This window comes from Janthinobacterium aestuarii (genome assembly GCF_046113285.1).
Taxonomy (GTDB): Bacteria; Pseudomonadota; Gammaproteobacteria; order Burkholderiales; family Burkholderiaceae_D; genus Janthinobacterium.
On sequence record NZ_CP142524.1, the window covers coordinates 3,684,011 to 3,706,960 of the forward strand.

General features: G+C 63.7%; 27 protein-coding genes. 21 read left to right on the forward strand and 6 right to left on the reverse strand.

Translation table 11 applies throughout. The features are described from left to right. Positions 1-16: 16 nt before the first annotated feature. From motA to OX462_RS16435, 5 genes are read left to right on the forward strand one after another with little or no spacing between them, the layout of a single operon-like run. The gene (gene motA, locus OX462_RS16415; protein WP_034757817.1) at positions 17-931 is read left to right on the forward strand and encodes a flagellar motor stator protein MotA; all 915 of its coding nucleotides are present in this window, start codon (positions 17-19) and stop codon (positions 929-931) included. Further along, entirely contained in the window at positions 858-1,919 is a 1,062-nt protein-coding gene (locus tag OX462_RS16420; protein WP_070219910.1) for a flagellar motor protein MotB, read from the forward strand. The genes motA and OX462_RS16420 overlap by 74 nt, the downstream gene beginning before the upstream one ends. A gap of 16 nt (positions 1,920-1,935) precedes the next feature. Then, complete coding sequence (flgM, locus tag OX462_RS16425; RefSeq protein ID WP_034757812.1) at positions 1,936-2,226, forward strand: flagellar biosynthesis anti-sigma factor FlgM; 291 nt, start codon at positions 1,936-1,938, stop codon at positions 2,224-2,226. Continuing rightward, positions 2,223-2,663: a flagellar export chaperone FlgN gene (flgN, locus tag OX462_RS16430; RefSeq protein WP_409026557.1), complete on the forward strand. Its 441-nt coding sequence runs from the start codon at positions 2,223-2,225 to the stop codon at positions 2,661-2,663. Before flgM ends, flgN begins: the two co-directional genes overlap by 4 nt. Beyond that, on the forward strand, positions 2,650-3,402 hold the full coding sequence (locus OX462_RS16435) for a glycoside hydrolase family 73 protein (protein WP_070219908.1): 753 nt from the start codon (positions 2,650-2,652) through the stop codon (positions 3,400-3,402). Before flgN ends, OX462_RS16435 begins: the two co-directional genes overlap by 14 nt. 7 nt (positions 3,403-3,409) lie before the next feature. On the opposite strand, the gene flgA is transcribed toward OX462_RS16435, so the two are convergent. After that, the gene (gene flgA / locus OX462_RS16440) at positions 3,410-4,030 is read right to left on the reverse strand and encodes a flagellar basal body P-ring formation chaperone FlgA (RefSeq protein WP_227742151.1); all 621 of its coding nucleotides are present in this window, start codon (positions 4,028-4,030) and stop codon (positions 3,410-3,412) included. A gap of 281 nt (positions 4,031-4,311) precedes the next feature. Here flgA and flgB point away from each other — a divergent pair, with 281 nt between their 5' ends. The 14 genes from flgB to OX462_RS16510 all read left to right on the forward strand — a co-directional run bounded on the left by flgB (position 4,312) and on the right by OX462_RS16510 (position 16,453). Continuing rightward, positions 4,312-4,674 (forward strand): flagellar basal body rod protein FlgB, encoded by a 363-nt coding sequence (flgB, locus tag OX462_RS16445; protein ID WP_034758109.1) that lies wholly within the window; start codon positions 4,312-4,314, stop codon positions 4,672-4,674. A gap of 8 nt (positions 4,675-4,682) precedes the next feature. Continuing rightward, a complete protein-coding gene (flgC, locus tag OX462_RS16450; protein ID WP_034757795.1) occupies positions 4,683-5,099 on the forward strand; it encodes a flagellar basal body rod protein FlgC in 417 nt (138 codons plus the stop codon). Positions 5,100-5,102: 3 nt separating this feature from the next. Beyond that, the gene (locus OX462_RS16455; protein WP_070310095.1) at positions 5,103-5,756 is read left to right on the forward strand and encodes a flagellar hook capping FlgD N-terminal domain-containing protein; all 654 of its coding nucleotides are present in this window, start codon (positions 5,103-5,105) and stop codon (positions 5,754-5,756) included. A gap of 58 nt (positions 5,757-5,814) precedes the next feature. Further along, complete coding sequence (locus tag OX462_RS16460) at positions 5,815-6,993, forward strand: flagellar hook protein FlgE (protein ID WP_070310097.1); 1,179 nt, start codon at positions 5,815-5,817, stop codon at positions 6,991-6,993. 26 nt (positions 6,994-7,019) lie between these two features. Beyond that, positions 7,020-7,748 carry a flagellar basal-body rod protein FlgF gene (locus OX462_RS16465; RefSeq protein WP_070219896.1) on the forward strand — a complete coding sequence of 243 codons (729 nt, stop codon included), beginning with the start codon at positions 7,020-7,022 and terminating at the stop codon, positions 7,746-7,748. 32 nt (positions 7,749-7,780) lie between these two features. Next, positions 7,781-8,569 (forward strand): flagellar basal-body rod protein FlgG, encoded by a 789-nt coding sequence (gene flgG / locus OX462_RS16470; RefSeq protein ID WP_170909686.1) that lies wholly within the window; start codon positions 7,781-7,783, stop codon positions 8,567-8,569. An 11-nt stretch (positions 8,570-8,580) separates the two neighbouring features. Continuing rightward, entirely contained in the window at positions 8,581-9,243 is a 663-nt protein-coding gene (flgH, locus tag OX462_RS16475; protein WP_046685514.1) for a flagellar basal body L-ring protein FlgH, read from the forward strand. Positions 9,244-9,252: 9 nt separating this feature from the next. Beyond that, entirely contained in the window at positions 9,253-10,365 is a 1,113-nt protein-coding gene (locus OX462_RS16480) for a flagellar basal body P-ring protein FlgI (RefSeq protein ID WP_070219890.1), read from the forward strand. Then, entirely contained in the window at positions 10,362-10,754 is a 393-nt protein-coding gene (locus OX462_RS16485) for a flagellar biosynthesis protein FlgJ (protein WP_373633016.1), read from the forward strand. The genes OX462_RS16480 and OX462_RS16485 overlap by 4 nt, the downstream gene beginning before the upstream one ends. 81 nt (positions 10,755-10,835) lie before the next feature. Continuing rightward, positions 10,836-12,197 carry a flagellar hook-associated protein FlgK gene (gene flgK / locus OX462_RS16490; protein WP_070289067.1) on the forward strand — a complete coding sequence of 454 codons (1,362 nt, stop codon included), beginning with the start codon at positions 10,836-10,838 and terminating at the stop codon, positions 12,195-12,197. 10 nt (positions 12,198-12,207) lie between these two features. Next, the gene (gene flgL, locus OX462_RS16495; RefSeq protein ID WP_070219886.1) at positions 12,208-13,119 is read left to right on the forward strand and encodes a flagellar hook-associated protein FlgL; all 912 of its coding nucleotides are present in this window, start codon (positions 12,208-12,210) and stop codon (positions 13,117-13,119) included. Positions 13,120-13,124: 5 nt separating this feature from the next. Next, positions 13,125-14,168, forward strand: a complete 1,044-nt coding sequence (locus OX462_RS16500; protein WP_070219884.1) for a hypothetical protein — start codon at positions 13,125-13,127, stop codon at positions 14,166-14,168. A gap of 170 nt (positions 14,169-14,338) precedes the next feature. Beyond that, entirely contained in the window at positions 14,339-15,307 is a 969-nt protein-coding gene (locus OX462_RS16505) for an IS1595 family transposase (RefSeq protein WP_409026558.1), read from the forward strand. Between the two features lie 45 nt (positions 15,308-15,352). Continuing rightward, a complete protein-coding gene (locus OX462_RS16510) occupies positions 15,353-16,453 on the forward strand; it encodes a glycosyltransferase family 9 protein (RefSeq protein ID WP_409026559.1) in 1,101 nt (366 codons plus the stop codon). Here OX462_RS16510 and OX462_RS16515 read toward each other — a convergent pair. Continuing rightward, positions 16,438-18,612 (reverse strand): putative bifunctional diguanylate cyclase/phosphodiesterase, encoded by a 2,175-nt coding sequence (locus OX462_RS16515; RefSeq protein ID WP_409026560.1) that lies wholly within the window; start codon positions 18,610-18,612, stop codon positions 16,438-16,440. The genes OX462_RS16510 and OX462_RS16515 overlap by 16 nt on opposite strands. Positions 18,613-18,729: 117 nt before the next feature. Beyond that, positions 18,730-19,182 (reverse strand): hypothetical protein, encoded by a 453-nt coding sequence (locus tag OX462_RS16520; protein WP_070291266.1) that lies wholly within the window; start codon positions 19,180-19,182, stop codon positions 18,730-18,732. A 206-nt stretch (positions 19,183-19,388) separates the two neighbouring features. Between OX462_RS16520 and OX462_RS16525 the strand changes: the two genes are divergently transcribed. Further along, positions 19,389-19,856 (forward strand): PACE efflux transporter, encoded by a 468-nt coding sequence (locus tag OX462_RS16525; RefSeq protein ID WP_070224839.1) that lies wholly within the window; start codon positions 19,389-19,391, stop codon positions 19,854-19,856. Here the strand turns inward: OX462_RS16525 and OX462_RS16530 are convergent. Next, on the reverse strand, positions 19,832-20,713 hold the full coding sequence (locus OX462_RS16530) for a LysR family transcriptional regulator (RefSeq protein ID WP_409026561.1): 882 nt from the start codon (positions 20,711-20,713) through the stop codon (positions 19,832-19,834). The two genes, OX462_RS16525 and OX462_RS16530, sit on opposite strands and share 25 nt — an antisense overlap. Before the next feature lie 68 nt (positions 20,714-20,781). Between OX462_RS16530 and OX462_RS16535 the strand changes: the two genes are divergently transcribed. Then, positions 20,782-20,985, forward strand: a complete 204-nt coding sequence (locus OX462_RS16535) for a DUF3460 family protein (RefSeq protein ID WP_070224837.1) — start codon at positions 20,782-20,784, stop codon at positions 20,983-20,985. Positions 20,986-21,109: 124 nt separating this feature from the next. Here OX462_RS16535 and OX462_RS16540 read toward each other — a convergent pair whose 3' ends face one another. Then, positions 21,110-21,859 carry a YcbK family protein gene (locus OX462_RS16540; protein WP_373633025.1) on the reverse strand — a complete coding sequence of 250 codons (750 nt, stop codon included), beginning with the start codon at positions 21,857-21,859 and terminating at the stop codon, positions 21,110-21,112. A 99-nt stretch (positions 21,860-21,958) separates the two neighbouring features. Continuing rightward, positions 21,959-22,795, reverse strand: a complete 837-nt coding sequence (locus OX462_RS16545) for an EAL domain-containing protein (RefSeq protein ID WP_070291262.1) — start codon at positions 22,793-22,795, stop codon at positions 21,959-21,961. Positions 22,796-22,950: the final 155 nt, after the last annotated feature.

Below are 22,950 nucleotides of genomic sequence, written 5' to 3' on the forward strand. Positions count from 1 at the left end.
CAGAAAGGCAGTTGACATGGTAATTATCGGTATCTTAATCGTGATGGGGTGTGTATTCGGAGGCTTCGCCCTGATGGGCGGCACCGTCCACGCGATCTGGCAACCGGTCGAGTTGATCATCATCATCGGCGCCGCCGTCGGCGCCCTGGTGCTGGGCAACCCGAAGCATGTACTCGGTGAAATGCTGCACCAGATGCGCAAGATCGTCACGCACAAGAAGCAAGGCTCGGAATTCCAGCGCCAGTTGCTGCTGCTGATGTATGAACTGCTGCAAACGGCCGCCGGCGGCCTGAAGGCGCTGGACGCCCACGTCGAGGCGCCGCGCGAAAGCGCCCTGTTCCAGCGCTATCCGCTGGTGCTGGAAGAGCCGAAGCTGCTGGCCTTTATCGTCGACAACTTCCGTTTGATGGCGATGGGCAAGATCAACGCGCATGAACTCGAAGGCGTGCTGGAGCAGGAACTCGAAGCCATCCACGACGAATTGCTGCAGCCGTCGAAGTCCCTGCACAAGATCGCCGAAGCCATGCCCGGCTTCGGTATTCTGGCCGCCGTGCTCGGCATCGTGATGGCCATGAATTCCGTGGCCGACGGCGCGGACGCGGCGGAAATTTCGGAAAAAGTGGGCGCCGCCATGGTCGGTACCTTCATCGGCATCTTCTTTTGCTACGGCGTGCTCGATCCGATGTGCAACATGATGAAACAGCTGGTGGGCGAGGAAGGCTCGACCATGGAATGCGTGAAGGTCGTGCTGGTCACGCACGTGGCGGGCAAACCGCCGCTGCTGGCCATCGATGCGGGCCGCCGCCTGGTGCAGCTGAACATCAAACCGAGCTTCGCCCAGCTGGAAAGCTGGATCAATGCGCTGGAAGATGGCGGCGCCGAACAAGAGCAAGGCCAAGGCCGGGGAGGCCGCCGTGCTAAAGCCGCATGAGAAACATGAACAGGCCATCATCAAGCGTGCCGGCCGCAAGCATGACGACGATGGCCATGGCGGCGCCTGGAAAGTAGCGTTCGCCGACTTTTGCCTGGCCCTGCTGTCGCTGTTCCTCGTGCTGTGGCTGATGGCCGCGCGCGAGCAGCAGGCGATGAAGGAAATCATGATGGACGCGTCGGCAGGCAGCCGCCAGGGCGAAGGCCAGGGCGTCATGCCGGAACAGAAAGGCGGCCCGCGCGGCAGCCTGATCGAGCGCTTCCCCATGCCCCGCAAGGGCACGGGCGACACGCGCACGGAAGGCAAGCAGACGCAGGACGGCAAGGCTGGCGCCGCGCCGCAAAACCAGACCAAGGTCAGCTACCAGTCGCCGGAAGATTTGCTGTCCCTGTCACGCGCGCTCGACAAGCTCAGCGACGAGGCGGGACTGAAGAGCAACCTGCAATCGGTGATCACGCCATACGGCTTGCGCGTCATGCTGCACGACACGGACAAGCAAGGCATGTTCGTGCGCGGCAGCGCCGTGCCGACCGACCGTTTCCGCAAGCTGCTGCGCCAGATGGGGCCCGTGTTTGCGCAAATGGAGAACCAGATGCTGATCGTCGGCCATACGGACTCGATGCAATACGCCAATACCGGCTATGAAGGCTTCTCGAACTGGACCCTGTCGGCCAACCGCGCCATGTCGGCGCGCGCGCAATTGCTGATCGGCAGCATGAGTCCGGACAGCGTGCTGCAAGTGGTCGGCATGGCCGACCGCGCGCCGCTGGACGTGAAAAATGCCAGCGCCGGCATCAATCGCCGCATCGAACTGTTAATATTGACGCGTGGCCAGGCCGACAGCATCGCCGCCATGTTCGGCATGGCCGGACAAAAGCCGCAAGGCGACGAGCTGCAGGTGGGTGAACCGGACTCCGGCACCCTGCAACGCCTGCGCGAAAAACTGGGCCTGCCCGCAAAGAAAGATCGGGAAGAGCATGCAAATTAAGGGCAAGGGACAACGTATGAAAATCTCCTCCGGCAACACCGGTGCTGCCGTGCGCAGCAGCGCCGTCGCGCCGGCCGAGGCGATCGCCGAAAACGCGGGCGCCGCCGGCGCCATGGGCGGCTCGTCGGCCGGGGCGGAACTGCAATCGGCCGTGCTGCAGCCGGCCATGGCCGCCCTGCGCGCCATGCCCGAGATCGACCATGAAAGAGTGGCCATGCTGCGCGATGCGCTGGCCAAGGGCGAGTTGCCGTTCGATCCATCGAAACTGGCGGGCCTGATCCAGCGTTTCCACGGCGGCGAATCGTGACCGCGCCGCGCAAGGGCATCACGCGCCAGGAAGCCGTGCGCCGCGTGCTGCAAGGCATGACGGATGACCGCGCCGGCTATGCCGCGCTGCAAACCTTATTGGAAGAGCAATTTCAGGCCACCTTGCACCACCAGAGCACCCGGCTGACGGCGCTGGCCGACCAGCTCGTCGCCGCCGTCGAGCCACTCGACGCACGCCGCCGCCAGCGTGTCAGTCTCGTCACCGCCCTGCTGGGCCCGCAAGGCGACATGCCCCAATTGTTTGCGCTGTTGCAAGAAGACGTGCGTGCGATCGCCCAGCGCGACTGGGCCACGCTCGAGCAGATGGTGCTCGAATGCAAGCGCCTGAATGCCCGCAACAGCGATTTATTAACAGAGCAGTACAGCATCATGCAGCGCGTGCTGCATGGCGAGGAAGATACGTATGCGCCAGGCTGATTTCCTGACCACCCGCGCCACGGCGGCGACGCCATCGACGGCGGCGACCCATGCCGTGCAGAGCAATATGCGCGCCACCGAATCCACGGCCTCCAGCGGCGGCTTTGGCAGCGTGTTCCGGCAAGTACAGGGCGAAGTGGCCCGCTTCATCGAACAGGGCGGCGGCAACGCCACCAACCTGAGCCCGCAAGGACGCGCCTACCTGGAGCAAAGCCAGCCCGTCAATGTGCTGGGCGCCATCAGCCAGGGCGGCGAGATCGGCGAAACGCAGCAGCAATTCCTCGCCTCGATCAAGCCATGGACGGAAGAAACGGGCGCGCGCCTGGGCGTGGCGCCGGAAATCGTCGCCGCCCACGCGGCGCTGGAATCGGGCTGGGGCCAGCGTCCGCTGCGCCAGGGCACGGGCGCGGACACCAATAATCTGTTCGGCATCAAGGCCGGCGGCAAATGGCAGGGCGACGTGGCCAGCAACCTGACGACCGAATACGAGGCCGGCAGCGGCACGGCACTCAAGAAAACCGAGCGCTTCCGCAGCTACCCGGACCAGGCCAGCGCCTTCCGCGACTATGCGCAAGTATTGCTCGACAATCCACGCTACCGCGCCGCCCTCAACACGGGCGCCGACGCGGGCGCCTTCGCGCAGGGTTTGGCGCGCGGCGGCTATGCCACCGACCCCAACTATGCCGCCAAGCTGACGCAGCTGGCGACACGTCTGCAGCGCACGGCCGCCGCCGAGTAAGTTCCCTTTAACGGCCGGGAAGTTCGGCCGGCTCCACCACGCCCGCATCGACCACCCTGGCGCGTATCACCGTGCCGCTGGTGGCGTTGCGCACGCGGATCAGCTCGCCAAGCGCGCCCGGATCCATCGCCTCGCCGGCCATGCTCACTTCCACCTGCTCCTTGCGCGCCACGATGTTGACCGCACTGCCCCGCTTGATCAGCACGGGCGAGGCCAGCTGTCCCTGGCGCAGCACTTCGCCGGCACGCAAGCTGCGCCGGCTCGACAGGCCAATCGCGCCAGGCAAGGCAGAAATACTGTCCGGCACCATCGTCACGTCCCGCCGCGCCAGCACCACGTCACCCGATTGCAACGGCGTATTGGCCGTGACGGGGGCGCTGGTGACGGCCACTTGCGCCGTGATGCTGCCGCGCGCCAGCATTTCGTAACGCCATCCGTTGCTTCCAGGACACACTGCGACAAAGCGCATGCGCTGCGCCGAGCGGCTGTCCGCCGTTTCCAGCGCAACGGGCGCGGCGCACGCCGGCATGGGGCGCGTGCTTTTCACGACGGTCACCTGAAACTGGGGTTCCAGCAGTCCCGCCGTGGCCGCCTGCTGTGTCAATTGCTCGCGAGCTAGCTGTTCCACACGTGAAAATATATTGTCGGCTGGCAATTCTGCGCGACCTGCACTACTATATAGGCTGGTCAGTAAAAATAGGCTTGGCAGCAGTATGTGACGACATTGCGCCTTGTTCCACATCACGGAATAGTTCTCAAAGTAAATCATTGCTAACCTTAATCAAAGATACTGAAGCGGCATGACCTTACCATGCGTCAACATGACTTGGCTGGGATTTTACCTCTGCACCACTTATTTTCTGGACCAAACCGCAAAAAGCACGATCGAATTCAACACAAAGGATGACCATGGGGATTAATTTCAAGGATGCGCTGGGCGTGCATGCCGATGCACTCGCACTGCGTGCCGACCGTACACGCGTGCTGGCGGCCAACATCGCCAATGAAAACACGCCCGGCTTCCAGGCCATGGACATGGATTTCGGCAGCGCCCTGCAACAATTGCAGGATAACGAGGCCGGCCTGCTGTCGACCGATGACGATGCCAGTGCCCTGTACCGCGTACCCTACCACCCCAGCCGCGACGGCAATACCGTCGAAATCGGCGTCGAGCAGGCGGCGTTCTCGCAGAATGCCACCGACTTCCAGACCAGCCTCACTTTCGTCAACATGAAACTGAAGGGTCTGTCCAAGGCCATTTCCGGACAATAAGGATCAGCATGAGCTTCCAGGATATTTCCAAGATCGCCGGTTCGGCGATGGCGGCGCAGACCGTGCGCCTCAATACCATCGCCAGCAACCTGGCCAATGCCGATTCCGTTGCCGGTTCCGAAGGCGAAACCTACCGCGCGCGCAAACCCGTGTTTGCGGCCGTGATGGATGGACCGGGCGCCAGCGGCGCCGGCGGACGCGTTCAGGTGCTCGACGTGGTGCAAAGCGATGAGCCGCTGCGCAAGGTGTATGAACCGGGCCACCCGATGGCCAACGCCGACGGCATGGTGTTCTACCCCAATGTCAACCAGGTAGCCGAGATGACCGACATGATGTCGGCCTCGCGCGCGTTTGAAACCAATGTCGAAGTTCTGGGCCGCATCAAGTCGATGCAGCAATCGCTCCTCAAATTAGGTGAAGCATAATCCATGGAAACCAATCTCTTTACAAACAACACCAATGGCAGCGGCAGCAACAACAATGCCGTCAAATCGCAAAACAATGCCACCCAGGATATGTTCACCAAGTTGCTGGTCGCGCAGATCAAGAACCAGGATCCCCTGGCGCCGACCGATCCGAGCCAGTTCGTCAATCAATTGACGCAGCAGGCGCAGACGGAAGCGATGCAAAACCTGTCGACGCTGACCAGCGCCAATGCCAGCGTGCTGCAATCGATGCAGGTGCTGGCCCTGGGCGCGCAGGTAGGCTCCGAAGTCATGGTCAACAGCGAAACGGTGCAGCTCGACAAGAGCAAGGTCAGCGGCAGCATCGCGCTGGCGGCCGGCACCACCAAGACCACCGTGACCCTGAAAGGCATCGACGACAAGGAATACAAGATCGAACTGGGCGCCAAGTCGGCCGGCACGGTGCCGTTCACCATCGATCCCGTCGCATTGGGCTTGCCTGCAGGCACGTACACCATGGCGGTCACCACCAATGGCACCGAAAAACCATCGGTCGACATCGCGGGCAAGCTCAACAGCGTGCGCCTGTCGTCCGGCGGCAGCATGATTTTGAGCGTGTCGAACCTGGGCGAAGTCAACCCTGGCGCGATCACCGGCTTCAACGGCAAGACGGCCTGATCCGCTCGCCCCTTCGTTTCCTGAACACTAATCTCGTCCTTCACTAAAGGAAGTCAACATGAGTTTCGACATCGCGCTGTCCGGTATCCAGTCCATCAACCAACAGTTGAACAGCACCAGTAACAATATCGCCAATGCCGGCACCTACGGCTTCAAGAGCAGCCGCGCCAACTTTTCGGCCATGTATGCCGGTTCGCGCGCCACGGGCACGGAAATCGGCTCGATCACGCAAAGCATGTCGCTCACTGGCGGCGTGCTGAACACGGGCCGCGCGCTCGACGCGGCCATCGACGGCCGCGGCTTTTTCGTCGCGCGCGATGCGCAAAACACCATGAGCTACAGCCGGGTCGGCATCTTTTCGGCCAGCAGCGATGGCAAGCTGATCGACTCGAACGGCCGCCTGGTACAGGGCTATGCCGCCGTCAAAGGCAGCACCACCCTGGGCACCATGGGCGACATGAACATTCCGACGGGCCAGATTCCCGCCGTGGCATCGACCAAGCTGGCATATGCCGCCAACATGTCGTCCGAATGGACCATCAAGGCCGTGCCTTTCAACAAGACCAACGAACTGAGCTACAACAGCGCCAAGTCCTCGATCGTCTACGATTCGCTGGGCGCCAAGCACTCGCTGGGCCAGTACTTCGTCAAGACGGCGACGGGCGTGGACGTGCACTACACCTTTGACAACGCCGATGTGACGCCGGTGACGAGCATGACCTTCGACACGAACGGCAAGCTGGTGACCGGAACGACCGCCACGCCGGTGTTCCCGACGCCGCCTGGCGCCGCAGCGCTGTCGATCGCCATCGACTACACGGGCACGACCCAGTTCGCCGGTGAAGCGACCACCTCGACCGACCGCGCCGACGGCTATGCCTCGGGCACCTACACGGGCGTGGAACTGGCCGACGACGGCTCCGTCGTGGCCAAATACACGAACGGCCAGAAGCAAAGCATCGGCGTGATCGCCCTGGCCACCTTCCCTGACGAAGGCGGGCTGACGGCCGTCAACGATACCAGCTGGGTCGCCTCGACCACCTCCGGCACCGCCATCTATGACCGTCCGGGCGTCGGCATGGCCGGCAAACTGGTGACGAGCTCGCTGGAACAGTCGAACGTCGACATCACCTCCGAACTGGTGGGCCTGATGACGTCGCAGCGCAACTACCAGGCGAACTCGAAGGTCATCTCGACCGAGAACGCCATGCTGCAATCGCTGATGCAAGCGCTGTAATCCACGATACGCAAAGGTAAAAAGCAATGGATGCGCTGATTTATACCGCCATGAGCGGGGCCGACCGTGCCCTGCGGGCACAGCAGGTACACGCCAACAACCTGGCCAATATCGAGACGGGCGGCTTTCGCGCCAACCTGGAAGTGTCCACTGCCCAGCCGCTGCAAAACGGCTATGGCTACGACGACCGCCACATGACGCAGACGCAGTCGAGCGCCGTCGGCACGCGCACGGGCGCCATCAAGGAAACGGGACGCGAACTCGACGTGGCCGTCACGGGCCCCGGCTTTCTCGCTGTGCAATGGCAAAACGGTGAAGCCTACACGCGCGCCGGCGCCATGGACCTCGATGAAACGGGCGCGCTGACCATCAACGGCCGGCCCGTGCTGGGCGAAGGCGGTCCGATCACGATTCCCGAGCACACCAGCCTGTCGATCGGCGCCGATGGCACGATTTCCATCCAGGTGCCAGGAACGGCGCAAATGCAGACCGTCGACAAGCTCAAGCTGGTCAATGCGGAATCGGGCGAGTTGACGAAGAACGAGGCGGGCCTGATCGTGGCACGCAGCGGCGAAGACTTGCAGGCCGACCCGGCGGTGCGCCTGCGCGACCGTCACCTGGAAGGCAGCAACGTGTCGGCCGTCGAGGAAATGGTCGCCACCATGAGCCTGAACCGCAGTTTCGAAATGCAAATGAAAATTTTCAAGGCCAGCGACGCGATGACCGAGTCCGGCAACCGCCTGCTGGGCGCTTGAGCCCAACGCCAACCAATTACCAGGAGTAAATCATGAATCCAGCAATGTGGATCAGCAAGACCGGCGTGCAGGCACAAGACGCCAAGCTGCAAGCCATCGCGAACAACCTGGCCAACGTCAATACCGTTGGCTTCAAGCGCGACCGCGTCGTCTTCGAAGACCTGTTTTACCAGGTCGAGCAGCAGCCGGGCACGCAGCGCGCCGACAATACCCTGTCGCCATCGGGCGTGCAGCTGGGTAACGGTACGCACATGGTCGGCACGCAAAAGGTGTTTACCACCGGCAGCTTGCAAACGACGAGCCGCGAATTCGACGTCGCCATCACCGGCAACGGCTTCCTGCAAGTGCTGCGCCCGAACGGCGAAGCGGCCTACACGCGCGCCGGCCAGCTCGGCATCAATGAAAACGGCGTGATGGTCAATGCCCAGGGCTTGCCGCTGGTGCCGCAGATCACCGTGCCGAACAATGCGACGGCGATCACCATCGGTGAAAACGGCATGGTCACGGCCACCGTGCCGGGCAATGTCAACGGCACCCAGCTGGGCCAGCTGAACCTGACCAGCTTCGTCAACCCGACGGGCCTGCTGGCACTGGGCGAAAACCTGTTCCAGGAAACGGCATCGAGCGGCACGCCGACGGAAGGCCGCCCCGGCGAAGGCGCACTGGGCAAGCTGAAACAGTTCGCGCTGGAAGGCTCGAACGTGCAGGTGGTCGAAGAGATGGTCGACATGATCGCTGCCCAGCGCACCTATGAAATGAACACCAAGGTGCTGTCGGCCGCCGACAATATGCTGCAATACCTGGCGCAAGCGGCACGCTGATGAGAATCGCCATGAAAGCCACGGCAGCCATGCTGCTGGTGTTGATGGCCGGTTGCGCCAGCCAGCCGGCCGCGCCGGTGGCGCCCAGCTTTTCCGATACGCCGCTGCCCGTGGCGCCGCGCAGCGCTGCGCGCGGCGGCGTGGGCGGCGGCGTTTTCAATCCCGACGCGGGCCTGGACCTGATCTCGGACAGCCGCGCCTTCCGCGTCGGCGATGTTGTCACGGTGGCCCTGCAGGAAACCACGCAGGCGAGCAAGAAGGCCGGCACCTCGTTCAACAAGGGTTCGTCCGTCGGCGTGAATGCGGCCAACATCCTCGGCAAGACCTTCCCCAAGACGGGCATCGACCTGTCGGCCGACCGCAACTTCGCCGGCGACTCGACCAGCACGCAGCAAAATGCGCTGTCCGGCGCCATCACCGTGATCGTGCAGGAAGTGCTGCCGAACGGCTTGCTGCGCGTGCAGGGCGAGAAAACGCTGACCCTGAACCAGGGCGAGGAATTCGTGCGCCTGCGCGGCTACCTGCGCGCGGCCGACATCGATTCGAACAACCAGGTCTCGTCCCTGCGCATCGCCAATGCACAGATCGCCTATTCCGGCCAGGGCACCCTGGCCGAAGCCAATACACCAGGCTGGCTGACGCGCTTCTTCGTCGGCCCATGGATGCCGTTTTAAGGTGAGCTCATGAAATTTCGTTCCGCCCTGCCCCTGGCAGCCATGCTGGCCGCGCTCTCCGGCTTTGCCCTGCCCGCCAGCGCCGCGCAAGTGCTGCGCAACTTGGTCAGTATCGAGGGCGTGCGCGACAACCCGCTGGTCGGCTACGGCCTCGTCGTGGGCCTGAACGGCAGCGGCGACACCACCCAGGTGAAGTTTTCCAGCCAGTCCGTGGTCAACATGCTCAAGCAATTCGGCGTGAAGATGCCCGACGGCGCCGAAGCAAAAAGCAAGAACGTCGCCACCGTCATGGTCAGTGCCGTGTTTCCCCCAGGATACCGCCGTGGCCAGGCCATCGATGTCACCGTCTCGTCCCTGGGCGATGCGAAGAGCTTGCGCGGCGGCACCTTGCTGCTGACGCAATTGCGCGCGGCCGACAACGAAACGTATGCGCTGGCACAAGGCAACGTCGTCGTCGGCGGCTTGAACGCCACGGGCAAGAGCGGCTCGTCCGTCACCGTCAACACGCCGACCTCGGGCCGCATTCCCAACGGCGCCAACATCGAACGCGAAATCCTCAGCGATTTCTCGACCAAGCCGACCGTCACCCTGAACTTGCGCCACCCGCATTTCGAGACGGCCATCAATATCGTCGAAGCCGTCAACCGCCGCTTTGGCGCCGTCGCCACCACGCGCGACGCCACCAGCGTGGAAGTGCTTGCGCCGGAAAACCCGACCCAGCGCGTGGCCTTCATGGCCAAGCTCGAAGCGCTCTCCGTCGATGTCGGCGTCGATACGCCGAAAGTGGTCTTCAATTCGCGCACCGGCACTGTGGTCATCGCCGAAGGCTTGCGCGTCAAGGCGGCCGCCGTCACGCACGGCTCGCTCAAGGTCGTCATTTCCGAAAGTTCGGCCGTCAGCCAGCCGGCGCCGTTCGGCCGCGGCCAGACCACCGTTACGCCGCAGTCGAAAGTGTCCGTCGACCAGGGCAATGGCAATATGTTCAAATGGCCGGCCGGTGCCAAGCTGCAGTCGATTATCGACGTGGTCAACAGCCTGGGCGCCTCGCCCGATGACATCATGGCAATTCTGCAAGCCCTGGACCAAGCAGGGGCCATCGAAGGCGAACTGGTGGTCATATGATGAATATCAACGACAGCAGCGGCGCCCTGCCCTCGGCGCTCGACGACAAGACGCCCGCCGCGGCCACGCCTGCCGATCCCCGTTATGCGGCCAAGGCCACCGAGGCGGCCGTCAAGTTCGAAGCCTTCTTCATCTCGCACATGCTGCGCCAGATGCGTTCGGGCACGCGCGAGATGGCGGGCGAAGACAGCGTCTTCAAGGACCCGGTCAACAGCGACATGCTGGAAATGGCTGATAACCTGGTGGCCGACAAGATGGCCGGCCAGCGCGCCTTCGGCATCGCCGACGCCATTCTGCGCCAGCTGCTGCCGCCTGCCGGCGCCCCGGTGACAGCCCGTGGCGCTGTCAAGACCGACAATATTGCGGCGCCGCTTAATAAATCCGTCTGAAGCGTCGCCTGTACAAGGTAACAACGATTCAGTGCCTGCCCACCCGCACGCGCCACACTCTTCACGAAAGAAACTTGCCCAATGAGCATCATCAGCAATGCATTGTCAGGCAGCATCGCCGCCCAGGCCGCACTCAATGCGGCCAGCCAGAACATCGCCAACCTGCAAACGGCGGGCTACACGCGCCAGGGTGTGCTGCTGTCATCGCTTGGCGCCACCGCCGGCGTGCGTTCGGCCGGCAATGGCGTGGAAGTGTCCGCCTTGCTGCGTTTTGCCGATGCTTATAAGAGCCAGCAAATGTGGCGTGCCGCGTCCGACCAGGGCGCCCGCTCGCAGACCCAGCCTTACCTGACCCAGCTCGAGCGCGTGATGGGCGACGATGCGTCGAGCATCAGCAATGGCATCGACGGTTTCTTCAAGGCCCTGAACGCGGCCGCCGTCGACCCGACGTCGACGCCGCTGCGCCAGCAGATCGTCACTTCCGCCGATGCCATGGCGCAGCGCTTCAACAGCATCAGCACCGTCATGGGCAACCAGTTGCTGTCGGTCCAGCAACAACGGGCGGCGATTGTGCCGCAAGCCAATACCACCCTGGCCAATATCGCCGCGTTGAACCAGCGTATCAGCACCTCCACGGCGTCGGGCACGAACGTGTCGTCGCTGATGGATGCGCGCGACCAGCTGATCGATGGCCTGGCCTCGCAAATGGGCATCGATGTGCTCGACCAGCCGGACGGCTCGCGCAATGTCTCGCTGAAGTCGGGCCAGCCGCTGGTCATCGGCAGCCTGGCCGGCACCCTGAGCAGCACCATGACGAACACGGGCGACCAGACGCTGAGCCTCGATTTCGCCAAGTCCTCGTACACGCTCGATCTGGTCGCCATCGGCGGCCAGATGGGCGGCCTGGGCGAGTTCGAAAAAAATACCCTGAAACCGCTGCAGCAGTCGCTGCAGGACATGGCCACCCAGTTGACCAGCAAGGTCAACGCGCAACTGGCGCTGGGAACAACCATGGCCGGCACGGCCGGCGGTCCCCTGCTGGCCTACGCGAATGGCAAGCTGAGCATTACCCCTGGCTTCAACGCCAAGGACCTGGCCCTGTCGCTGACGGGCCAGGCCGGCGACAGCGGCAACTTGCAGAAATTGATCGACATCAAGAATCAACCGATCAACGTCAGCTGGGTGGGTTCCGTCCTGATGAGCGACGCGGACACGCAGCTGGTCGGCAAGCTGGCGATCTACAGCCAGCAGAACCAGGCCTTGCTGAAGACGGCCAGCACGGTGCGCGCGCAAGCGATCGACGACTGGAAATCCACGAGCGGCGTGAACAAGGACGAAGAAGCGATGAACCTGGTCGAATTCCAGAATATGTACCAGGCAAACATGAAAGTCATTTCCGTGGCGAATACCTTGTTTGACGCCACTTTGCAAATGATGGGTTAAGGAGAAGATCATGCGTGTTGCCAGTAGCCAGTACCAATCGCTGATTAATATTTCTCTTCAGCAAAATCAAGAACGCATCAATTACCTGACCCAGCAGATGGCGTCGGGCTTGCGCATCCAGCTGCCGTCGGATGACCCGATCGGCAACGTGCGCATTTCGCGCCTGACGCGCGAGCAAGCCATGGTCACCCAGTACCAGGACAATATCGCCACAGTCAAAGTGCGCCTGCTGAAAAACGAAAACTACCTGTCGAGCATGGTTACCGACATGGGCCAGGCGCGCGACCTGCTCGTGTGGGCGGCCGACGGCAGCAACGCCCCCGACGACCTGAATGCGATGACGCAATCGCTGGTCGCCATGCGAGACAGCGTGCTGTACACGGCCAACCTGAAGGACCAGGAAGGCCGCTACATGTTTTCCGGCACCGCCACCGACCAGCCGGCGATCAAGTACGACGCGACGGCGGCTGCCGGTTCGCGCTACAGCTACATCGGCAATACCGACACGCAGACCGTGGTGGTGGGCAATGGCGTGACGCAGGCGGCCAACGTCGACGTGAAGAATCTGGAAGTATGGCTCAACAAGATCGACCAGGTCATCACCACCCTCGGCACGCCGGGCGTCAGCCCGAACGACCCGGCCGTGCGGGCCGTGGTGGGCGCAGGCCTGAATGGCACGGATGACGGCATGGATCTGCTCTCGGGCAAGATCGCCATCTTCGGCGGCGCGCAGAACATTCTGTCCACCTTGTCCGGCAACCTGGCCAATGTCTCGCTGTCGAACGATTCGGCCCTGCTGGACCTGAAAAAGACCGACATGGGCGCGGCGGCCATCGAACTGACCGGCTACCAGACAGCCCTGCAGGCAACATACAAGGCATACGCCAAGGTTGGCACCATTTCCCTGTTTGATCTTCTCTGACCATCATGCAAATCGTTCAGACTCCCTCCTCTTCCGGCGTCAATGCCAAAGGCGCCGGCACAGCCCGCGTCGTCGATGACGCGTCCGCCGCCATCAACGGCAGCGCCAGCGCGCGCAGCGATGCGCCGGCGGCGAAGAGGTCGACGGCGAGCCTGCAACGCGGCCTGAGCAACTGGGATCACCAGTTGCAGGGGGAGATTTCCAACGCGCAGCAAACGCTCGACTACCTGGAACGCAGCAGCAGCCAGTTGCAAGCGCTGAAAAGCGAGCTGGCGGCCAAGCTGGCCGCGCGCCAGGGCCGCGAAGGGCAAGTCGAAGCGAGAGTACGCCAGTTCAGCAATACCTGGCGCCAGCGCGCCAGCGCCTCAGGCGGCACGCTCGACGCACAACTCAGCTATACCAGCCCGCGCGCGGCACAGCAAAACTTCAGCATCCGCGGCCTGACCATGGCCAGCCTGCAGGAAGGCCCGCAGGAAGTGCTGGCGTTTTCCGTCGGCGGCGCGAACCAGGCATTGCGCTCGGTCAATATCGAACCTGGCCTGAGCGCGAACGAAATCGTCTCGCGCTTCGACCGCGCCTTGATGCCATCGGGTATCGGCGTCAAACTGGGCGAGAATGGCGAACTGGTGTTCAGCACGTCGGAAGCGGCCTGGGCCAACGTGCGCGACAGCCTGTCCGTACGCGGCAGCGGCATCCGCTATCCGACCGGCCAGATGAGCCGCGTGCGCACGGATGCGGAACCGGCCGCCATCGCGCCGGAAGAATGGCATACCGGCGACGTGGAAGCCCTGCGCGCCACCTTGCAGCAAGTGGTGCAGGCGCTGGCGCAGTTGCAGGCGGCGCGCAGCTCCGTCAGCCTGGCCCTGGCGCAAGCGACGGGACGAGTTGCCCGAGCGCAACCGGTGCAGGTGCACGTCAGCATGGATACCCTGGCGGAAAACTTCACGCAAAAGGCCAGCGAGCCCGGCTATGAATCGCTGCTGGCGATCAGCTCGGCATTGGTCGGCATCAGCCGCGAGAGAGTCGTCGCCCTGCTGGGCCTCGAATAATCGCTCCCCGCGCGTGCGCCGCCCTGGCGCACGCGGCAATAATGGGGCACGCCCCCTAGCTCAGGACGGTGGAAATCCGTAGGCTCTGTCCCCGACAAATAGGGGAACTCAAGGAATCTTCCCCAGCCCCGGCTGTCTGACTGTGCATCGCAGACAAACGGGAGCCCTCCATGCAGCCAGCTGAATGGAAAACCTTCATCGCCCAGTTCGCCGCACTGAGCCGTCGCCAGCGTTTGGCGAGCACTGCTCTGCTGCGCGGGGCAGGATCGCAGAACGCCGCCGTGGCACTGCTCGAAAGCGTGGCCCGGCAGCGGTTACACTGTCCCGCCTGCAACAGCAGCCATGCGCACCGGCACGGTCATGCGCACGGACTGCAGCGCTACCGTTGCGTGCCGTGCGGGCGCACCTTCAATGCGCTCACCGGCACGCCGCTGGCCCGCTTGCGCCACAAGACCTTGTGGCTCGACTACGCCAACTGCCTGCTCGAGTCGGCTTCCGTGCGCAAGGCAGCAAGCCAGCTGGGCGTGCACCGCAACACCGCCTTTCGCTGGCGCCACCGGTTTTTAAGCCTGGCCAAGACGGACCGGCCCCATTGCCTGCATGGCATCGCCGAAGCGGATGAGCTGTATGTGCTGGAATCGGAAAAGGGCGCGCGGCATCTGACGCGTCCGGCGCGCCGCCGTGGCGGCCATGCCCACAAGCGCGGCATTTCCAGTGAACAAGTCTGCATCCTGGTGGCGCGCGACCGCACGGGACAAACCCGCGATTTCGTCGCGGGAAAAGGGGCGCTGACCAAGGCGCAGCTGCATGCTTGCCTGCCACCCGTGATCGACAAGGACATCTTGCTGGTCACCGACGGCCACGCTGCCTATCGCGCCTTCGCGCGTGAAGCGGGGATCAGCCACCAGGCCGTCAATGTGCGCGCCGGCATCCGCGTGCAGGGCGCCGCCCACGTGCAGAACGTCAACGCGTATCACAGCCGCTTGCGCGGCTGGCTGCGCATCTTTCACGGCGTGGCGACGCGCTACCTGCCGAATTACCTGGGATGGCGCTGGATACTCGACGCCGGGCGCATCCGCTCCTCGGAAACATTATTGAAGGCAACATTGGGCGAGTTTCCACATTTGACGGTGACATAGCCAATCCGTAAGATGCTGCTGTCGCCATCTACTTCCGGAGTTTCCTTGATAAAAACCGCCGCCCGGCTGATCAGCTATGCCCTGCTGGGCAAATCCGGCAAGCACCCCCTCGATATCGCCAAGGTGCGCAAGGTACTGATTTTGCGCAACGACAAGATCGGCGACATGATCGTCACCTCGGCCCTGCTGCGCGAGCTGAAGAAAAACTATCCGCACTGGCAGATCGACGTGGCCGCCAGCAGCGCCAACCGCGATGTCATCGCCGACAACCCGCATGTGAACGAGATCCTGATCTGGGACAAGCAGCCGCTGCTGCGCGACTTGCGCAGCACCATCGCCGAGCTGCGCCGGCGCCGCTACGACGTCATCTTCAATCCCTACAACCGCTTTTCGATTCCCCTGCTGCTGCGTATCAAATGGCTGGGTGCGCACTATCTGACGGGCTTTGCCATTCCCAAGTACGGCACCTCGACGGCGAAGCTGGGCATGTTCGACCATACCGTGCCCTGCGACCGCAGCCGCCACATCCTGCACAGCTTTTTCGCCACGTTCGAACAATTTTCCTTGCGCGACATCGATATGCGCTATGAACTGTTCGGCGTGGACGCGCACGCGGCACGGGTCGACGCCGCCTGCGACACCTTGCTGCGTACACATGAAGGCTTGTTCTGCCTCAATTTCCAGGGCAGCAATGCGCAGCGCACGGTCAGCGTGGCCGACGCCCAGCGCTGCTGCGCGGCCCTGGCGGCACGCTATCCGCGCCATGCGCTGCTGGTGATCGCCGCGCCGGGCACCGAGGCGCGCGCCGCCGAAATCGTGCGCGGCGCCGGCCATGCCAACGTGATGAGCGCGCCACCCACCGGCCACATCCTGGAGCTGGCGGCCCTGATCCGCCGCTGCGAACTGGTGCTGTCGCCCGACACGTCGGTGATCCACATCGCCTCGGCATACGACAAGAAAATCGTCGGCTACTACATCCGCACCGACAACTACCGCTGGTTCTATCCGGCCAGCCGCCATTACCGCGTCATTCTGGCGCCGGGCCTGACACTGGCCTCGGTCAGCGCCGCCGAGACGCTGGCCGCCGTGGAAGAGCTGATGGAAGGCGCCGGACAGGCGCAGGAAACGCTTCAGGCCGCCGGCTGAGACGCCAGCAGGCGGTCCATCTGCCCCGCCGGCAGCGCGCGCGAAAAAAAGTACCCTTGCGCATAGTCGCAGCCGGCGGCGCGCAGCAGGTCGCGCTGCGACGCCGTCTCCACGCCTTCGGCCACGACTTTCAGCCCCAGCCGCTGCGCCAGCGCGATGATCGCCTCGCACAGGCCCTGCCCGTCGCCATCGCGCCCCAGCTCGCCAACCAGGGAACGGCCGATCTTGAGAAAATCGATGTCGGCCTTCTTGATGCACGCGAGCGACACCTGGCCGCTGCCGAAATCATCGAGCGCCAGGGCCAGGCCCATGGCGCGGAACTGGCGCAGCCGGTCGACCACCTGGCGCCCCTCGTCGAGCAGCACCGCTTCCCTCGTCTCGATGACGATGGCGCCCGGCGCCAGCCCCTGGCGCGCCAGATGCCCGCCCCAGTCCTGGTACAGCGCGGCGTCGCAGCGAAATTCCATGGCCGACTTGTTGATGCTGATCTGGAACGGAGCGCCATGCTCGTCCTGCCACTTCCGCGCCTGACGCACAACCTGGCGAAACACCCACTCGCCGATATCGATGATCAGACCGTTCGCCTCGGCAAAGGCGATGAAATCGGCGGGCACCAGCAAGCCGCGCAGCGGATGTCGCCAGCGCAACAGCGCCTCGGCCCGCTCGATGGCGCCATCGCGCAGGCGGACGATGGGCTGGTAATGCACTTCGAACTGGTCCTGCGCCAGCGCCAGGCGCATCTCGCGCACCGTGCTGCGGCGTAATTCGGCCGCCTGCTGCAAGGCCGGCGTGAAATAGCTGTAGCCGTTGCGCCCCGCACTCTTGGCCGCATACATGGCCTGGTCCGCATGCCGCAGCAAGGTGTCCGGCGCCTCGGCGTCGGCCGGATACAGGGCCACGCCCACGCTGGCCGACACTTGCGCCGTGTCGCCGTCGAGCATGAACGGCAGGGCCAGCGCGGCCGTCAGCTCCTGCAGCACGCGCTCGATGCCGCCCAGCTGCCCCACGCCGGCCAGGATGACGGTGAATTCGTCGCCGCCCAGGCGTGCCACCGTATCGGTGGCGCGCACGCGCTCGCTGATGCGGTGCGCCGCCTGGCGCAGCAGCATGTCGCCCTTCTCGTGACCGAGGCGGTCATTCACCTGCTTGAAATGGTCGAGGTCGATGAACAGCAGGGCCAGGCAAGCGCCTTCGCGTTTGGCATGAGCCGCCTCGTGCTGCAAGCGGTCGAGAAACATGTGGCGGTTCGGCAAGCCTGTCAGCTGGTCGAAATTGGCTTGCCGCCAGATGCGCTCGGACGCCGCGCGCTGCGCCGTGATGTCGCTGACCAGCGCCAGCGCGCCCAGGTAGGTGCCGGCGGAGTCGAAGATGGGATTGGTGGCCAGGGTGGCCCACAGGGTGCTGCCGTCACGCCGCAGGAACTTGAATTCGTGGCGCTCGACGATGCCGTCCTGCCGCCGCGCAATATTGCGCTCCAGGATGGCGCGCCCCTCTTCATCCATGAAGGCGGCCAGCGGCTGGCCCAGCATATCCTCGATCTGGCAATCGAGCATCTGCGCCATCTTCGGATTGACAAAGCTCGTCAGCGCCTGCGCATCGATTTCCCAGATGCCCTCCTCGGCGCTGTGCACGATGCGCCGGAAACGCTCTTCGCTGCGTTCGAGCGCGGCCAGCTTGCCTTCGGCCTGCTCCAGCACCAGGCGCAGCGCCTGGCCGTTCGGATCGGCGCTGCCCAGCAGGCTGACGGGCAAGCCGGCCTCGCGCGCGCCGGGACGCGGCGGCGGCAGCTGCACCTGCAGCTGGATACGCTCGGGTTCACTGCTGTTGAGCACGCGCTGCACGAACTGGTCGTAATCGTGGCGGAATGCCTCGTGCACATAGGAGCGGAACAGCACGTGGCCGGGATGTCCGCGCGCCAGGCCGAACAGTTCCGCCGCCACCAGGTTGACCTGCAGGATCACGCCATCGAGACCGAGCACGAAATAGGCGACGGGCGCCAGCAGGTATAAATCGTTGAAATAAGCTTGTTCGCGTTCGGCCTTCATCCGTTCCGGACTGAAGACGCCATCGTCAAGCAGGGGCGCGACATGCCGCGGCACGCCGTCGCGGCCGAGCGGGGAGGAATCCAGAGCAGGTACCGCTTGCGGTGCTGTATCCATGGCTGTCCTTTGCACGGCCGCCCTGGCAAACAGGTGGGTGCAGTAGCGAGACTAGCACGCGTCACGCGCAGTGTCGAGCCATGCCTGCCGCAGATAACGTTTCCGCAACAAGACCGATCAGCGGCCCATGCGGTGCCGGCGCAAGCCGAAATCATGGCCCACCACCAGCAAGGTGCTGGCCACCAGGCTCGACAGGCCCACGATCAGCTGGATCAGCTTATCGTCAGGCAATATCCACAAGGACGAAGCGGGTGTCTCGCAGCCCGTGGCGGCGCTGATCAGGGGAGACACCCACGCCGCGTCCGGCGTCACGTCGAGCACGACGGCGCCGTCGGCGCTCGTCTGCATATAGATGTCGCCCCCTTCGGCCAGGGTAAAGCAGATGCCCACGCCCGTTTCCGTGGCGCGGATATTGTCCTGCATGCTGCGGTTATGTTCCTCGATCCACACTTCCACGTCGTATGGCGTTTCCAGGTGCTCCCACGGACGGGGACGGAAACGGGGACGTTCGTCCGCGCTGGCGGGGGAATCCGGGATATCGGGAATGTTGCTGTCTGCTGCGCCTTGCATGCTCGTTGACCTTTTCTGCGGTGATGTACTGCGGTGATGTGCTGCCGTGATGCAGGGGAGCGTTTGCCCACAGCCTCCATTATCCCTCGTTCGCGGCAAGCATGGTAATTCCACGTCACATCCATCAGAAAAACTGATAGCCATCAACTTTTAGCATCAGCATGACTGACTTAAAATACGCGTCATCTCTTCTTTACAGGTTTTACATGCAAGGCATCAAACGCAAAATCGTCTACGTCACCGCCTTTGAAATCATCGGCATGGCCATTTCCACGGCCTGGCTGACCCTGCTTTCAGGCGAGTCGCCCACCAGCACGGGTCCGCTGGCCATCATGATCACCACCATCGCCGTGATCTGGAACCTGCTCTACAACACGGCGTTCGAATACTGGGAAATCCGGCAAGTATCGCGCACGCGCACCGTCTGGCGCCGCATCCTGCATGCGATCGGCTTCCAGATCACGCTTGTCATCTACCTGATCCCGCTGATCGCCTGGTGGCTCGATATCAGCCTGTGGCAAGCGTTCGTGCTGGACTTCGCGCTGATGCTGATCATCCCCTGCTACAGCTTCATCTTCAATTACTTCTTCGACGGCCTGTTCGGCGTGCCCCTGTCGGCGCAACAGCCGAAGGAAGAGCCCAATGATGCTCAGGCCGCTTCGCTGAGCAACTGAAGAAAGGACCGCGCCGCCATGCCCAGCGGCCGGTCCTTCATCCACACGAGGTGGATGGGCACGACCAGGCCATTGCCCGTATTCTTGAACGCCACGCAGCGCACCCGCCCCGCCGCCAGCGATTCCTTGATGGCCGAGGCGGCAAAGTTGCCCCAGCCCAGTCCCGCCTCCACCATCGCCAGCGCCATCGGCAAGCTGTCGGTGCGCCAGTAGGACAGCCCCACCACGGGGCGCGCATCGGCCAGGTCGAGTTCGCGGCTGGCCACGATAATCTGGCGCAAATTCACCAATTCCTCGATATACAGGGGCCGGCCCGCCACGTCGGGTGGATGCTGGGTGGAAATAATCGCCAGCAAGGCATCGCTGCCCACCAGCTGGAACTGTTCCTCGTGATTGATGCGCCCGCCGGCAAAGGCCATGCACGCGCTGATGCGGCTCCGGTGCAGCATGTCGAGCACATCGTCCTGCGGCGCCGTCAGCACCTCGATGTCGAGCAGCGGATGGCGCTGCGACAGCGCGCGCACGGCGGCGAGAAAAGGCGCATGGTCGAGTTCGGCCGCGATACCGAGCGAAATGCGGCTTTCCAGTCCCTGCGACAATTCCTGCACGTGCAGGTGCAACTGCTTCAGCTGCTCGGCGATCAGGCGCGCGTGGGGCAGCAGCGCCATCGCGGCCGGCGTGGGCACGGCTTCGCGCGCGCCCCGGTCGAACAGGGCGATACCCAGTTCCGCCTCGATGTTGGCCATCGCCATGCTGACGGCCGACGGCGCCCGGCGCAAGGCGCGCGCGGCGGCCGAGAACGAGCCGCCGTCAACGACGGCCAGGAACAGTTCGATGTTATGGCTGGAGAGTTTCATGGAAGAGAGCGCGGCACTTTTGCGTGCGCCAGAGGTCAAAAGCCAGGCCAGGCAAGAAAGGAGCAGCCATGCCGCATCGACTTCCCTACCGCCGCAGCGGTTACGTATCGGACTTTACCCGTTTCATCGACGGCTATCTGCAGGCGCACCCGGAGGTGCGGGCCAGCCAGCGCCTGGGCTGGCGCATTTTCTGGGAGCGCCCCGTGAATTTCGACGAATGGCGGCGCGCCGGCACCGATAGCGTGCCGGAGCCGCCGTATCACTATGACTGATCAAACAAACGCCTGACAAAACCGTAGCGAGCGACAGTGATTTGTGGTCGAGACGCGCAGCCGTACCAAGGTACGGCGAGCATCACAGGCCGCAAAGCGCGCCAAGCGAGGTTTGGTCAGGTGTTTAACCTTTCCAGACGCGCTGCAATCCCGTATCCGCATGGATCCAGCCGCCACGGGGGCCGGAGCGGTAATAGAAGCCCACGCCGCCCTGCTTGAAGCTGCGCACGAGCGAACCGAGCACTTCCGCGTTCAGATTCGCCACGCGGATATCGGCGGCGCGGCCCGAGATGTGCAGCGACTGGCGCGCGGCCGGCACGCCCGCTTCGCGCAGCTTGCCGTTCGATTCGGCCGTGCGGTAGCCCGACAGGATTTCCAGCGGCTGCTCGATGCCGTAGCGGGCCACGAACGCTTGCGTGCCCCACAGGGTTTCCAGCAGTTTCGGGTCGATGGGCGCCGTCTTCTTGCCGTTCACGTCGCGCAGCAAGTGGCACAGTTCCTGGTAGGCCGAATCGATGACTTCGCCATCTTTCCAGTACAGCAGTTTCGCCTTTTCATTGCTGGCCGGGCGCACCACTTCCAGGGTGCGGGGCTTGAGCCAGAATTCCAGGTCCAGCGCCTGCGCGTCAAAGATGTCCGGTGGCGGCTCCATCTCCGTGATGGCCTGGCGCGACTGCGAGGTGATCGAGCGGTCTACGCTGGCCAGTTGCGTCGGCTGGGGCGGCACGCCCGTGCGCGGCGCACGCGGCTTGGCGCTGGCCGAAGCCGACGCGGGAGCGGCCGTGCGCGAGGCGCAGCCGATGAGTGGGGTGGCTACCAGGCCCAGCGCGGCCAGGCCCATACCGTGATGTAGAAAATTTCTGCGCGATGCCATAGTCAGTCCAATGTAACGATGGGAATACTATAGCGTATTGTGCTGCGAAGAAAAACCCTCAATGCCTATCGTGTCGCCCTCATTTCAGGATTCGGCATCTTACACGGCGGCCGCACTGGCCGCGACGTCGCGGTTTGCCAGCGCCAGCGCCGTCAGGGGCTTGTCCAATAAATAGCCCTGGGCCACGATGGGCAAGCCCGTGACGGCGGCCACGCGCTGCAGCGCGGCCAGCGCGGCCGGCGTGTCGAGGCGCTTGAAGATGACACGGATCTTCGCCGCATGGCACACGGTGACGAAGCTGGCGACGGCTTGCTCGTCGCTGAGATTGCCCGCGTCCAGCTTGAACGCATGCGGGTGCAAGCGCTCCAGCATGCCCGTTGCCTCGTGCACGCTGGCCACGTTGATGGCCAGGCGGAAACCGTTGCGCCGGTAATTGTCGGCCACGTAGTTGAGCAGCCAGCCCTGGTTCGGCGTCACCGCCGGCAATTGCAGCACGATGCGCTCGATGGGCAAGCCCAACGCGTCGAGGATGCGCTGGAAGGCGTGGCCATGGTTGCTGCTGACGGCGCTCAGCAAGCGGTCATGCACGTTCAGGTACAGGTCCGATTGCTCCGCTTCGCCCTGGCGGAAAAAATTAATGGCGTGCAGCATGCGGCACAGCCGGTCCAGCTCCACGGATTCGTCGTCGCTGGCCGCGTGGTCCAGCAAGCGCCACAGCGACAAGCCCTCGTCCGCCTTCGACACGCTGCGCGCCAGTCCCTCGAACGCCACCAGCTTGCCGCTGTCGAGTTCGCGCAGCGGCTGGAAGGCGCTGGTCATGGTGCAATTGAAGAAGCGCCCCAGCGCCCTGCCTTCGCCGTCGAGCCAGACGCTGGTGCCGGCCTGGGTTTGATGCGACAGGCGGGCCAGGTAGTTCTTCAGGACGGGAAATGGCATACGTGCTCCTTCATCGGACTGCGCCGGCATCCCGCATGGGGACGACGGCGCCAAAGTGTGCAGAGTAAGGCCGCGCCAAGCAAAGGAGAACGAATGGTTTCGCCATTTGATATGCGCGCAGCAAATATGGACGACACAACGGACGGCGCATATCG